General features: G+C 27.2%; 10 protein-coding genes, 1 tRNA gene and 1 other RNA gene. 8 read left to right on the top strand and 4 right to left on the bottom strand.

Annotated elements, in window-relative coordinates; translation table 11 throughout:
* From ERUM_RS01865 to ERUM_RS01850, 5 genes are all read left to right on the top strand, one after another.
* Complete coding sequence (locus ERUM_RS01865) at positions 1–372, top strand: holo-[acyl-carrier-protein] synthase (protein WP_011155024.1); 372 nt, start codon at positions 1–3, stop codon at positions 370–372.
* Positions 373–1,695: 1,323 nt separating this feature from the next.
* Positions 1,696–1,768: transfer RNA gene (locus ERUM_RS01860), tRNA-Asn, on the top strand.
* Between the two features lie 73 nt (positions 1,769–1,841).
* Positions 1,842–2,172, top strand: a transfer-messenger RNA (tmRNA) gene (gene ssrA / locus ERUM_RS04870).
* Between the two features lie 26 nt (positions 2,173–2,198).
* Positions 2,199–2,660 (top strand): ClpXP protease specificity-enhancing factor SspB, encoded by a 462-nt coding sequence (locus ERUM_RS01855; RefSeq protein WP_011155023.1) that lies wholly within the window; start codon positions 2,199–2,201, stop codon positions 2,658–2,660.
* 288 nt (positions 2,661–2,948) lie between these two features.
* Positions 2,949–3,272, top strand: coding sequence for a DUF2793 domain-containing protein (locus ERUM_RS01850; protein ID WP_231837242.1), 324 nt, complete (start codon positions 2,949–2,951; stop codon positions 3,270–3,272).
* A 338-nt stretch (positions 3,273–3,610) separates the two neighbouring features.
* On the opposite strand, the gene topA is transcribed toward ERUM_RS01850, so the two are convergent.
* From topA to ERUM_RS01835, 3 genes are all read right to left on the bottom strand, one after another.
* The gene (gene topA / locus ERUM_RS01845) at positions 3,611–6,070 is read right to left on the bottom strand and encodes a type I DNA topoisomerase (protein WP_011155021.1); all 2,460 of its coding nucleotides are present in this window, start codon (positions 6,068–6,070) and stop codon (positions 3,611–3,613) included.
* 1,145 nt (positions 6,071–7,215) lie between these two features.
* Positions 7,216–8,619, bottom strand: a complete 1,404-nt coding sequence (locus tag ERUM_RS01840; protein WP_011155020.1) for a bifunctional ADP-dependent NAD(P)H-hydrate dehydratase/NAD(P)H-hydrate epimerase — start codon at positions 8,617–8,619, stop codon at positions 7,216–7,218.
* Positions 8,620–8,721: 102 nt separating this feature from the next.
* A complete protein-coding gene (locus ERUM_RS01835; protein ID WP_011155019.1) occupies positions 8,722–9,006 on the bottom strand; it encodes a DUF2671 domain-containing protein in 285 nt (94 codons plus the stop codon).
* A 243-nt stretch (positions 9,007–9,249) separates the two neighbouring features.
* On the opposite strand from ERUM_RS01835, the gene ERUM_RS01830 reads away from it, so the two are divergent.
* The 3 genes from ERUM_RS01830 to cutA all read left to right on the top strand — a co-directional run bounded on the left by ERUM_RS01830 (position 9,250) and on the right by cutA (position 12,948).
* On the top strand, positions 9,250–9,906 hold the full coding sequence (locus ERUM_RS01830) for an O-methyltransferase (protein ID WP_011155018.1): 657 nt from the start codon (positions 9,250–9,252) through the stop codon (positions 9,904–9,906).
* A gap of 111 nt (positions 9,907–10,017) precedes the next feature.
* Complete coding sequence (locus tag ERUM_RS01825; protein ID WP_011155017.1) at positions 10,018–12,504, top strand: response regulator; 2,487 nt, start codon at positions 10,018–10,020, stop codon at positions 12,502–12,504.
* A 90-nt stretch (positions 12,505–12,594) separates the two neighbouring features.
* Positions 12,595–12,948 carry a divalent-cation tolerance protein CutA gene (cutA, locus tag ERUM_RS01820; RefSeq protein WP_011255488.1) on the top strand — a complete coding sequence of 118 codons (354 nt, stop codon included), beginning with the start codon at positions 12,595–12,597 and terminating at the stop codon, positions 12,946–12,948.
* Between the two features lie 199 nt (positions 12,949–13,147).
* On the opposite strand, the gene ERUM_RS01815 is transcribed toward cutA, so the two are convergent.
* Positions 13,148–13,993: a 4-(cytidine 5'-diphospho)-2-C-methyl-D-erythritol kinase gene (locus tag ERUM_RS01815; protein WP_011155015.1), complete on the bottom strand. Its 846-nt coding sequence runs from the start codon at positions 13,991–13,993 to the stop codon at positions 13,148–13,150.
* Positions 13,994–14,903 lie beyond the last annotated feature (910 nt).

Below are 14,903 nucleotides of genomic sequence, written 5' to 3'. Positions count from 1 at the left end.
ATGATAGTAGGAATTGGTATAGACATAGTTTATATCCCACGTATATTAAACTTATGGAAAAAGTTTGGTAATAAGTTTCTGAAAAAAGTATTTTCACAAGAAGAAATTAAGGATAGTAATAAATATACAAGTTGTGAAGGTAAGGCAAGACATTTTGCAAAAAGATTTGCTGCAAAAGAAGCATATGTCAAAGCATTAGGAACAGGTTTTGGAAAATCTATAAAAATGTCTGATATTACAACATATAATACTTTATATGGTAAACCACAAATAACTGTTAAGAAAAGCAATATAGATTACAAAGCTGAATTATCTCTAAGTGATGATACAGATTATGCTATAGCCTTTATAATATTACATAAAGAATCATAATAATGACCCATATAGTAGTAGTTAGTCTACTGATTTAAATCATAAAAAATATTTTCTCAATAACCTAAGAGTATATCTAACTAATACCACATAACAAACTAAAGAAAAGTCAACAAATGCTTAAACGCTATATATTCAAGAAACTTATCTCCAACATAAATAAAATTTGACTAATAACATACACACCAAATATGTATATAAATAATACTATACCATAAGTAAATGACTACATTATATACCAGATTTTATAATCCAAGTTTATCAAAGTTCCAATTCTTAAACATAAATATTATACAACTCTATGTTAATAATGGAATATTAAAAAAATTACATACTTTCATTAGTTTATCTAATATATGAACAAAATATTTTCTTTAAACTTAAAGTTTTTCTAACGATGATATATACTCACAGTAAGTAACCTTACACTAAAATCATACACAAATAAATTCAAACTATATTACATAATCAAACAACTACATGTCATTTAGTAATCTAAAAAAATTTACTATAGATAAGCAAATTAAATACTCTTAACAAATAAGCAACCTTATAAGTTATGTATTTTTTAAATCCTATAGAGGAACTTATACAACCTAGTTATATGAAGAAATATATATGAATGAAGTCTCACATATTAAAGTAAATTGTTAATATGCATAATAACAAACACAACTATCTCATTTAAATAAATATTATAATCATACAAAGAAATACTATAACTAGCATAGTATGTCATACACTATATATACAACTTATCATATAATTACATAAAGAAATTTGTATATCTCTTAAGTTTCTCATATATTAAAAAATAAATCACTGTTATATAACCACATTCACACTAATGATATATAATTATATATCTACATAGATTCTAATAAATATAGAACATCTGTTAAAGAAAACCTAAATAGCTTTCTTTACAGTACTATATAATTTAAATTATCAACATTAGTCCCTAAATTTTTATTTAATATATGCAAGAAAGCTAATTCTCATAATTCCTAAAAAATACTATAACTAGCATATAAATATTGACTATAAAATATATAATTAGTTTTTATTACTTGATATTCATTTTATATTATATACTACAATGAAACCACCACATATTCATATATAATACTATCATAAAAATTTCTTATACTGCAATTGCTAGGACAAACACTTAAATGCATTAACACTTATTTTGTACATAAATAACGCTCTATTAGGCAATCTAATATCTATTATTACTAAGTACTTCACATATATAAAACAATTATTATCAGATTTTTATTGCATATCAAAGGCACACTGTGTATATTATATATGCTTTTTTCCTCGGTAGCTCAGTTGGTAGAGCAATTGGCTGTTAACCAATCGGTCGCTGGTTCGAATCCAGCCCGGGGAGCGTTAAAACTTTGTAAATTTTAGCATATTAACAGCTTTGTTATTTGCAGTATGTGCTTTTCATAATAATATATTTTATTGACTTATAAGCAGTATAGTAATAAAATACAGCTGTGCTTTTGCACTATGGCAATAAATGCATCTTAGAATAAATGTATTGGACCCGAGGGCAGTGCTCGGCATCTCCACTGTTGTTATGGGGATGAAACAGGCTCGACATGCATAGTAAAGGGGATAGCTTTTGCTCGGTGAGAAAACAGCCGTTTCAAGTGATCAAAACTTATAAGTGCAAACGATAATTTCGTTTCTGCTAATGATAATAATAGCACTGCTAACTTAGTAGCTGCTTAGTTTTAAAATTAGCACGGTTTTTTGGGGTTTTCCGGGTAACAGAAAAACCCCTCACTTTTATTTATATTACAAACTGATTTATGAGTAACATAGTAAATTATCAAAAATTAATGCATAGTGCTATGTGCAAGGTTATAAAAGATGCTTTAACCGTAATAGCTAAGCCAGAATATTGTAATAGCATACATGTTGTTATATCGTTTTTAACACAACACAAAGGAGTTATATTACCAGATCATGTAAAAAATAGTTATCCAAATGAAATAACAATAGTGCTACAACATCAATTCCGGCATCTCTGTATACATGATAATCATATCAGTGTTGTACTCAGCTTTAATGGAAAAGAAGAAGCAGTAACTATAACATACTGTTCTATCACAAAATATGTAGATGCTTACCAAGGCTTCTCATTAGATTTAAAACCGTATATTAATAGCATAATAAAAGAAGAAGATAATAACAGCGAAGACTGTCCTAAAGAGGATAAGAACAACTCTCAAGACAACATCATTTTTATAGATACATTTCTTAAAAAGTGAATTTTTCTGCTTCACAGTTTTAACTAACTACTATATTATATTAAAGTTATATAGCTTATTTAATGATTTTCTCGTCCTTAGCATTTTGGTAAGGACATCTAATTCGTACCTACAAGTATCATTAATAATATTCTATTAATTAGGTACTACCTAATACTCAATTAGCATTATACTTGAGTATATTATAAAAAATCAACAATCAATAATTAATAGTAAAAATACCCCTACTATAATTTTTTCCAAGGAGAAACTATGACCCAATCTATAAATCTCAAATTTGATTTGGTTATGCACAATCAAGCACATAAAGAAATTACTGTTAACGAAGCATTAATAAAAATAGACATGCTTATGAATAACTGCGTACTAGAATTACAATGTAATACCCCAGTAAAAGAAATATTATCAGGAGATATGTATATCATTGGACCTGAACCAACAATACCAGAATGGAAAAATAAGAAAGACTATTTAACATACTATTACATTAATCAATGGTATTTTATAGAACCAAAAACAGGATTAACTGTATGGCTAAAAAGCAAAAAGCAATCATATACATACAATAATGCAGAATGGGTTCCTACTTATAATACATATACTAAACAATAACGTTTATCAAATACTCATAATTTTAATCAAAACATCTATAGATAACCTTATATAGTGTACTTTTCTCAATAATTTGCTAATATGTGAAACTCATGACTTAAATTATCTCCTATTGGTCTAGAATCTGCACATAAAAAACATTTTTGTAGGTTTAATAGACAACTTTAGATATAACCTTATTTCTCATAATAACTGCATATTACAAAATACTACATGTTGTAATATATATGAAGCATCAGTATTATCAAATCTAATACACAGAATTATAAAAAGCATTATCAGTATTTTAGTGCTTTAATAGGTTGGTTAAAATTATATCACACAGTATTATAATAATATCATAACTTTTCCGATATTAATTTCAGAGCATCAACTAAAGACATTTGTTCAACATCAATACCTTTTTTGATAGCAATGTTCAACTTATCATACTTTAAGTAAAAACCATACCTGCCTTTACACAAAAACACTTCTTTATTATCCTGACTCATACCTAAAGATTTAATAACTCCGTTAGTACGATTCTTTTGAATAATAGCAATAGCATTTTCAAGAGTAATATCTAAAAAGTTACCTTCAAATTTTTTGATTGAAAAATACTTACCTTCATAGAATATATATGCTCCAAATTTACCAAGTCCTAATTTAATTTCACTATTAGTATCAGGATACATACCTAAACTTATCGGCAAACTCAATATTTTTTTTGCCATTTCTAAATCCAATAGGTTGAGATCTATATCTTTTGGAAGCGTAGCACGCTTACCATCTTTACCACTACCAATCTGTAAGTAAATACCATACGGACCCTTTTTTAGATATATATCTTCTCCACTTGCAGCATCACTACCTAATACTCTAGGATACTGAGAAACTTCAGTATTATCTACAGTACTATCTCCTATGTTCTTTGTATACTTACATTCTGGATATTGAGAACATCCTAAAAATACCCCATTTTTACTAATGTTCAAACTCAGTGTGCCAACATTACATACAGGACACATTTTATCAACTTCAGAAACATCAGAAGGAAAAATATGACTTTCCATCTCAGAACTTATAGCATTTAATATCTGAGTAAACTCTAATTTTTTTACTGAATTAACATTATCAATAAACAAAAACCAAAATTGATGTAATACTTCTTTCCAACCAATCTTCCCATTAGAAATAAGGTCAAGCTTTTCTTCAAGATCTGCCGTAAAATCATATTCTACATAACGATTAAAAAAATTAACAAGAAATATATTTACAACTCTTCCCCTTTCAGTAGGAAAAAATCTCTTCTGGTTTAATACAACATATTGCCGATCTTGTAGTACAGAAATAATAGAAGCATAAGTAGAAGGCCTACCTATCCCTATTTCTTCCATTTTCTTTACTAAACTCGCCTCACTATACCTCGCAGGAGGATTAGTAAAATGTTGATTGGGTATAACATCATTTAAAGGACAATGATCATTCTCATTAAGTAACGGTAGTATACTATTCTTACTATCATCATCATGACCATATACTTTATAAAACCCATCAAAAGATAAAGAAGATCCAAGTGCACGTAAAATTACTATTCCATCTAAAGAACTTAATTCCACAATCACCTGGTCTAATACAGCAGAATTCATTTGACTAGCAACTGTTCTCTTCCAAATAAGGTCATAAAGCTTTAATTGTTCTTGTGTTAAATAACTAACCAAACTATCAGGAGTAATTGTAATATTAGTAGGTCTTATAGCTTCATGTGCTTCCTGAGCATTTTTGATCTTTTTCACATATTTACGAGGAGACTCGGGTAAATATTCCTTACCAAACATAGATGATATAACACTTCTAATATGTTCTACTGCTTCATCTGAAATATACACACCATCTGTTCTCATATAAGTAATTAATCCAACAATTTCCCCTCCAATATCAACACCTTCATAAAGCTTTTGTGCAATTAACATAGTACTTTTTGCTGAAAATCCAAGTTTAGTTGATGCTTCTTGTTGTAAACTCGACGTAATAAATGGGGGATATGGATTACGTTTTGTGTGTTTTTTTTCAACACTACTAACAGAATAACTACGCTGTCTAATCTCTGCTGATAATCTATTAGCATCTTCCTCATTCTTGATATCAAATTTTTCAAGTTTATTACCAGAATAACACTTTAAATATGCAGAAAACTCTCTTCCTTCTACATTTTGAAGCTTAGCTTCAATATCCCAATATTCCTGAGTAATAAATTTTTCAATTTCATTTTCCCTATCACAGATCAATCTCAAAGCAACAGATTGTACTCTACCAGCAGATTTACTCCCAGGAAGTTTTCTCCATAATAAAGGAGATAAAGTAAAACCAACTAAATAATCCAAAGCCCTACGTGCTTGCTGTGCATATACAAGATCCATATTGATATTTCTTGGATTCTTTACAGATGCAAGAATTGCATTCTTTGTAATTTCATTAAAGACCATTCTATTGATTACAATATTATTATTAATGGCATTTTTTTCCCTTAACACTTCTACAATATGCCATGCTATTGCCTCACCTTCACGATCCGGATCAGTCGCAAGGTAGATTTCTTTTGTTTCCTTATTAGCTACTTGTACTAATTTGCTTACATATTTTTCTGATTTAGCAATAATTTCATAAGTCATAGCAAAATCTTTATCAGGATCAACAGAACCACTTTTTGCAGGAAAATCCCTGATATGTCCAAATGATGCCACAACCTTATACTTACTACCTAAATATTTACCTATAGTCTTTGCCTTAGACGGAGATTCCACTATAATCAAACTCATTCATATACCTAAAGTCACTACCCAAAAAAAAATATAAATATTGCTTATCTACGCATGAAAAAAAAGAGATTAATATTATAAAATGATAAATTTGAAAAGAATTTTAAACTTATTACAGGAGTACACCAAATAATACTAAATACAGTACACTACATAAATACCTAAAAAACACTCAAATATTATATATTCCACCACATATATATTGAGTATTTTTTTTTATTTTACAAGCATTATAATATTTACTGATAATTATTAATCAATTTCAATAGTAAAATACCGTTTACCATATAGAAAAATAATAACACATAAAGATTATCAAATACTTCAAAATAGTAGAAAAACATTACATGAATATATAAAATAAAATGATTACCACTAACACTATTCTTCTAATAAGCATAGCCTGATATATAAAAATCACTAGTACTAACCTTAAAAAAGTATCAATATTGAATCTGCACTCCACAATAGAAAATTACTTTACAAAAAACCATTTAAACATAACAAGATATTATCTTTTCCATTTACATCAAAAAAACACAGCTTTTTATATTAATAAGTATATAATTAATGTGGAAATATCTACCTACACTATTAGAATAAACGATAAATATGTGCAACTATCATAAAATATAGTAACATACTAATAAATATATGTATTCTTAACATATCAACTTCTAGTAAGATAACATACAAATTGATATTGAATCACTAGTTCTCTTACACAAAAATACACATTATAAAAAATAAACAAGTATCATCTTTTATATAAACAGCTAGTATTACCTGAAACTTTAAAGAAAAATTGTTCAATATATATAACAAGTTATATATATGTAAACTAATAACCAAAAAGTACAGAAATATTTTTAAATCAACTACTAAAAAAGTTAATAATAAAGTATTATCTAAATAAACATAAGTATTTTACATACCAATTTCTAATAAGATAATGCACAAATTTATATTAAATCATCATTTTATTTTATACAATAATACATATGATAAAATTAAAAAAAATATTATTAGTACAAAAAATAAAGCTAAATAAAAAATGTATAATTACATAATTTACCTAAAATGTAATGAGATATTAAAACCTATTTAACAATATCAAAATTTATGTAATAAAGAAAATATAATAGCTAATAATTCCTATATAATAAGTTCTTCAGTATAGTTGGTATTTGCAGTATTATGTCATCTGCAGTTAATCCTATTCCATAACTTCTTGCACATTCTGCATGTATCCATACACCACAACATGCAGCACTAAATGAACTCATACCAGAAGACAATAATCCAGCAATAATTCCGGATAATACGTCACCACTTCCTGCTGTAGCTAGGGTAAATGGAGGATTGGTTATTACAATATTGCCATCAGGATCTCCAATTACAGTATCAGCACCTTTTAAAACAATAACTGCACCTGAAATATTTGCCGCTTCTCGTACCATATCCACCTTACTACCAGTTAAAAATGGAAAGATGCGCCTAAACTCTCCCTCATGTGGAGTCATAATCACATCATTTTTTATATGCGAAAATAGAACATCTGATGAACCAGAAAATACAGAAATAGCATCAGCATCTAAAACACATTTTTTTTTCTGTAAAACATTAATAACCCTCTGTTTTGTTATATCACTAGTGCCACAACCTGGACCTATTAAAACAGATGTAATTCTATCGTCATCAATAACATCATCATAAAGTTTATACATAATTGATGTCAAACAAACTGCATATAAATCTAGAGCAACACTGTCACAAGCTATACTCACAATACCTGAACCTACCTTTAATGCAGACATCGCAGCAAGTTTTGAAGCACCAATTGATTTATTACCTATAGAACATACTAGTGTGTATCCACGATTATACTTATTTGAAGTATATGTTAACTTAGGTATCTCATCCTTCCACAGAATAGGAGTGTTCTTGTGTATTTTAACCACACTATCGTCAATATCAATACCAATATCAACAACATGAACTCTTCCTGAATAATAACAACCTGGAAATAAAACATGTGCCATCTTTAATACAGAAAAAGTTATAGTAAGATCAGCACGTAAAGCACACCCCATAACCTGACCTGTATCACAATTCACCCCACTAGAAATATCAACTGCAACAACTATTTTATTGGAAGAATTAATATAATTAAATATTTTAGACAAATCATCACATACATCACGTGACAAACCTATCCCAAATAATGCATCAACAATTATACTATTTGTACAATTAACGATACCATCATAAGTTAATGAAACTATCCAATCTTCATATATATCAGTATCACAGCAATACAGCATTAATGTTACTGGCCAACCAAAACTTTTTAATGTTCTTGCAACAACAATACCATCTTTTCCATTATTACCTGGACCTGCTAATATAGTTACACCCTGCCTTTGAAATGAACTAATTATTACATCACTTACAGCCTTACCAGCTTTTTGAATAAGACTAGCAATCGGTATACTACACCGATTCTCACAAGCAAGTACTTGGGCAGCACTTAAAACTATCATAGCCATTATTCTCTATTAATAAGGTTCAAAATAATAACATGCTAAATATTAACAATACAAGAATAACCTTACATAAGAAGTATTTAGTATCCTAGATAGATATTAAAGCTAACCCCTTTTTTTCTTTGTTTCTGAAGCAAACTTAATACGTTCAAACTCACGTCTTTTCTTATGCCAACCATATTGATACATTGCAATCTTATTTTCTATTAGTGCTATAGTGCCATCATAATATACCACCATATCCATACCTTTCTTTTGAGCTTCTAAGAACTTCTCCCTATATCTATCACGATATGCAGGATCATTCAGAACAGAGTAGGTATTACTACTTGTTTTATTAAAAGTTTCTGGTATTTGTTTCTTTATTACATCATGTGTGTAAAAACTCATTGCTATCACTACCTCGCCATATTAACTATATTATTAGTTTTTATAACTATTTAATAATGTTAATTGTATCATACAATCATAGCAAAACTATACAAAAAATTATCGATATACCACATTTTTAAAGAAAAGTGTGATTTTATTATCACTTAATGCGTATCAATAATTGAATAAAAACTTTTATCACATTACAAACAAGATTATATAGTAAAATATATTAAATTTCATTTTTAGAAAATTATTATTATGCGTAGTAAAATATTAAATAAAAAATCACAATATATACATGATCTATTTTCAGTAACAGATACAGAACTTATATCAATAAATAAATCAATCAATGAAGACATATCATCTATGCAACTCAGTCCCACAGAAGGACAGATATTACAATTACTAATAAAAATGAATAACGTAACATCTATAGTAGAGATTGGCACATTTATTGGATTTTCCGCTATGTGTATGGCTAAAGTCTTACCAAAAAATGGACATATATATACCATAGAAAACAATTCCATTAATGCACAACAGGCACAAAATAATTTTAATGAATATAATCTATCTAATAAAATAACAATCATAAATAATACTGCTATAGTAGCATTGAACCAACTAACTTCTATGTCTCCATTTGATATGATATTTATAGATGCCAAAAAATCAGAATATTGTGATTACCTAGATTGGGCAGAAATAAATATAAAAAAGAATGGTATAATTGTTGCAGACAATACCCTACTCTTTGGTAACGTATATGCTGATAATATTACAAAAAAGGTATCTAAAAATACAATAGACAATATGTGCAACTTTAATAAAAGACTATCTAATAAAAATAAATACCTCACAACTTTACTTCCCACTGAAGAAGGCATGACAATAGCACTAAAATTATTCTAGTTTTTCAAGAAAACGTTAATTATATCGTTAATAGTATGATTATAAAAATAGATTATATAGCAATTTTACATACATTATATATAATACAATATATTTTTTAAATATTTTTAAATGAAAAAACGACATACTGATAATACAATACATAATAATAAAGTAGATTTTGTCATAAGAAGATATGGATTATCAGTAGCTAAACTATCTATATTTTTGATAATTCCACTACTATTTATACTAGTATTATATGTTTTTAATATATATGATAGTTATATCAATATAATAATCAATTGTATATTTACCAGTATAAGTATATTAGCAATATCAATACAAATTAAACAATATTTACGTACTATAGCTTCTATAGAATATCAAAATATGATTTTTGCAAATGCCTTAAACCACAATACAGAATTTTGCTTAATCATAAAAAATAACGGAGAAATTGTTTACGCAGATGCAAGATTTTATGAAAGGTTTATCAAGAACCAAGACAAGAAATTAGACCTGCCTACTATATTAAAATTAGGTAACATTAGTAATCAAGAAATTGAGCTATTCAATAATGCTTTAAAAAACAAATCATCTATTCACACTTACTTTTCACTTAATACAAAAAATAAAACTTCTAACTTCACATTAATATTAGACCCAGTAGTAGAAAACCCAGAAATAGAGGTCAATTGTACAAAAATTACAAACCTATTTTTCACACCTATAGCAAGGCCTCAAGAATACTTCGTACTGAAAGCTGTTAAAATCAGTAAAGAACAAGTATATGAAAGATTAATTCAGGAACACTGTGTAGGAGCTTATTTACTAAATAGTAGAGGAGTCATATTACATTCAAATAATAGCTTTTTAAAAATGCTAGAGCTAGACTTCATTGAAAATGGAGCAACATTCACCAACTTCTTAGTAAAAAGTTACAATAAAGAAAAAACTACAGATAGTAACATAGTAAACCTATTAACAGCTACAGGAGTTAAATTCAAGGCATATATCTCACAAGTTGCGTTTTATGATAAAAATAACCAAAGTTACATTTATGGATTGTTAACACCAATAAATTCCGGAATTCATGATTATCACTTACATCCATGTTTTATGGAAGCACCTATAGCTATCCTACAGTGCAATACAGATGGTAAAATTATTAAATCCAATAACACATTAAAAAGGCTAGTAAAGCACAATAAAGAGTATATATATGACTATGTACTACCATCATATAACAAAAAAATAAAGAAATATTTAGAAAACAATATCGTCAAAGACTTATCATTAGAAGCACAATTGCATAATAATTCGTATGTTAAAATCTATTTCAATAAATTTATACACAACAATGATATGTTAATTATATGCTACATAATTGATAGTAAAGACCGTAAAAACTTAGAAATACAATTAGAACAGTCACAAAAAATGCAAGCTATTGGCCAACTTGCAGGAGGAATAGCACATGATTTCAATAATATTCTCACTGCAATAATAGGATTTTGTGATTTATTACTAATAAAACACTCCACAACAGACCCTTCATTTTCAGATATAATGCAAATAAAACAGAATGCTAATAGAGCCACAAATTTAATAAAACAACTGTTAGCATTTTCAAGAAAACAAACTTTACAACCCAAGATTTTAGATATAAACAATATAATAGCAGATCTTATACATATGATCAAAAGACTGATCAATGAAAGTATAGAACTTAAAATTCAATATGAACAAAATATTAATTTAATAAAAGCAGATTTATGTCAATTAGAACAAGTAATTATAAACTTAGTAGTAAATGCAAGATCTGCTATGGAAACTGGAGGACAGTTGACTATAAAAACCTATAATATAAAAGCAGATGCTTTAAAAGTATTACTCAAAGATATGTTTTCACCTGATAAAGAACAAATCGAAGATGGAGAATATGTTGCAATAGAAATATCAGATACTGGACATGGAATGGAAGAAAAAGTGATGAAGAAAATCTTTGATCCATTTTTCTCAACAAAAAAAACAACAGAAGGCATAGGATTAGGTTTATCTACAGTATATGGAATAGTTAAACAAACTGATGGATATATATATGTCACAAGTACAATAGGTATAGGTACAACTTTCATTATTCTTCTTCCAACAGTACATTTATTACATAACACCAACAACACTAATCTAGAATCTAATCAAGATTCAGAGTATATAGGTGCTGTAACACAAGAAATTAATAATACAACCAAAAACATTTTATTAATTGAAGACGAAGATCCAGTACGAATATTTGCCACAAAAGCACTCGTAAAAAAAGGATTTAATGTAATAGATATAAATTGTGGAGACAAAGCTATAGACATAATAAAAAACCAAAACATAGATATAGTCATTAGTGACGTAGTCATGCCAAAAATTAGTGGACCAGAAATAATAGATCAAATATTAAAAATTCAACCAAACATTAAAGTTATTTTTATTTCTGGATACGCCGAAGAAGTATTTAATAAACACAGCAATATTGATGCAAGTAAAATAAATTTTTTATCTAAACCTTTCACCTTAAAACAATTAACAGAAAAAGTATCAGAAATATTAGGCAGTTTTACATAACAAAATACTTAATCAAATTACTCTTATTATAAGTCTAGATAGAAATTATATCATGTTATATCTTTACTTTATTTTTATATTCATAATAACATGAAAAATGATAATTTAAAAAATATGATTATGAATAACATTTCTTTAATTTATACTACAATTTCTAACTATGAAGATGCATATTATATAAGCAGCACCCTTTTAGAAGATAAACTAATAGCATGTGCTAATATATTCAATAACGTAACATCAATATATTACTGGAAAGATGAAATACACACTACTGAAGAATATATCATGATACTAAAAACAACAAAACACTTAACTAAAGAAGCTGTTAGCAAGCTAGAGGAAATACACCCTTACGATACACCTGCAATTATTACTATAGATCCTACACATGTAAACGATAAGTTTTTACACTGGATCAGCAATACTTTATTAGAAAAGTAAATCCTATTACTAATTTAATTAAAAAAACATAATTACAAAAAGCTTCTATTGCTCATACTCTCTAATAACTTACAGATTTAAAAAACAAATGTTGTTATAACATATAAAGTACGATGTTTATATTACAAAATAGATATTATAATTCTCGTGAAAGTTCATATTCTACAAAAATGTATCCATTATTAAAATATATTATACCTTAAAGTATTTTTGCATTAAATACTATCCAATCAGGACGAGTCATTTGTAATTCTCTAACTACAACTTCAGCATCACTTAACTCATTAAATAAAGCAAAACAAGTTGCCCCACTACCAGTCATACGTGCTATTAAGCAATTTCTGAATTTTCTCAATACAAAAAGTATTTCTTCTATTTCAGGTACAAACTTTAATGCAGTATCTAATAAATCATTTCTTGCATTATAAATTAACTCTAACCAATCATCTTGTCTTACTGGTAAATTATCGCATATCGGAGAAGAAAAAGCAGATGGTTCATAATTATTAAAAACTTTTACAGTACTTAATGGTTTACCTTTTGGAGCAACAATAACAATATATTTAGGTAAACACAAATCAGGAAGTAACAATATATCTTCTCCTCTCCCTCTAGCGAAAAGAGTTTTCGAGTGTAAACATGCAGGAACATCACTACCAATCTCTAAAGCTAATTCCTCCAAAACTTGAGGTTGAATATCCCATACATTCCCTAATAAACGCATAACAGCAGCAGCATCAGCTGAACCACCTGCTAAACCTGCAGAAACTAAAATATTTTTGATAACACTAACAAAAACATTAACAGAAGAAGTACTATGTTGTGACAACAGGTAAATCACCTTAGTTATAGTATTGTTATACCTATTAATCTTTAAATTAGTAAAATATACACCACTTCTTGGTGCATCTATAGTTACCTCCAAAATATCATAAATATTAACAAAAACAAGCAAAGACTCTAAAGAATGATAATTACTATTCTTACCAAGAATGTGCAAAAATAAATTAATTTTTGCTGGCGCTTTAACTAAAAATTTTGACATAAATATTTTTTTAATACCACATTAGTATACCATACATACTGATTAACTACACTAGGCAATTTGTATCACGTGTTCTGTTATCATAAAAAACTTTAATAAATTTTTAATATGATACTGTTTCATAAAAATAATACAATAAATATATACTAGAAAAAGTATAAATTAATTTCCTGGAATGATATAACACTTACTCATTATAAACATCAGTAATCATTAGTAAGTTATGTACAAAAAAAATAGCATGTACTTTTTCTTCTCCGACATGCAATAATTTACCGGCAAGACAAGATGATTAGTTAAAGTTAATTTGTAATGCAAGATCTGTATTAAGATAATATTTATTTATAATATGCAAAAGTTAAACATGTACTTATATAACTACAGATTATAAAACCAATATTATAAGCTTTAACACATATATTACTACACAACACAAATTACTAAAGTAATGCTGTAGTGTAAATCCAAAACAGAGTATACTAAACTTCTAAATAATATATTTACAAAAGACACAGGTATACAGAAAGTGATAAAATTTCTATAAAGGAACGTGAAAAATATTAGGAATCAAAAATAATCTTATAACTTCTATTTTAGCTAATTTTTAACACATAATTAACCGTAAAGTTAACACAATAATTTAAAACTACCTTACAATGAAACTAATAAAATAATTATACAACTTACAAAAATTAATTATACTAAGCTTTTTCAACACAATAATTTGTCCATAAAATTATAAATATCCTTTACTGAGACTAATTCTGAACTGTATACAATAAAACTTAAGCTATCAGTTCTGTAAAATAACAACAATAAATTACAATTATTGATAAAAATTAAGTATATTTTCTTTAATTACATTTTAGTATTATGATTGATAATATTGTGAATTTATATCACAATTATT

The organism is Ehrlichia ruminantium str. Welgevonden, from assembly GCF_000026005.1.
GTDB lineage: Bacteria > Pseudomonadota > Alphaproteobacteria > Rickettsiales > Anaplasmataceae > Ehrlichia > Ehrlichia ruminantium.
This window is presented reverse-complemented; position numbering and strand designations above follow the sequence as displayed.

What these genes read in the sequence shown, in the direction of transcription:
- ERUM_RS01830 (WP_011155018.1), top strand. Translation starts at nt 9,250, where the DNA reads ATGCGTAGTAAAATATTAAATAAAAAATCACAATATATACATGATCTA.
- ERUM_RS01850 (WP_231837242.1), top strand. Translation starts at nt 2,949, where the DNA reads ATGCACAATCAAGCACATAAAGAAATTACTGTTAACGAAGCATTAATA.
- cutA (WP_011255488.1), top strand. Translation starts at nt 12,595, where the DNA reads ATGAAAAATGATAATTTAAAAAATATGATTATGAATAACATTTCTTTA.
- ERUM_RS01840 (WP_011155020.1), bottom strand. Translation starts at nt 8,619, where the DNA reads ATGGCTATGATAGTTTTAAGTGCTGCCCAAGTACTTGCTTGTGAGAAT.
- ERUM_RS01835 (WP_011155019.1), bottom strand. Translation starts at nt 9,006, where the DNA reads ATGAGTTTTTACACACATGATGTAATAAAGAAACAAATACCAGAAACT.
- ERUM_RS01815 (WP_011155015.1), bottom strand. Translation starts at nt 13,993, where the DNA reads ATGTCAAAATTTTTAGTTAAAGCGCCAGCAAAAATTAATTTATTTTTG.
- ERUM_RS01865 (WP_011155024.1), top strand. Translation starts at nt 1, where the DNA reads ATGATAGTAGGAATTGGTATAGACATAGTTTATATCCCACGTATATTA.
- topA (WP_011155021.1), bottom strand. Translation starts at nt 6,070, where the DNA reads ATGAGTTTGATTATAGTGGAATCTCCGTCTAAGGCAAAGACTATAGGT.
- ERUM_RS01825 (WP_011155017.1), top strand. Translation starts at nt 10,018, where the DNA reads ATGAAAAAACGACATACTGATAATACAATACATAATAATAAAGTAGAT.
- ERUM_RS01855 (WP_011155023.1), top strand. Translation starts at nt 2,199, where the DNA reads ATGAGTAACATAGTAAATTATCAAAAATTAATGCATAGTGCTATGTGC.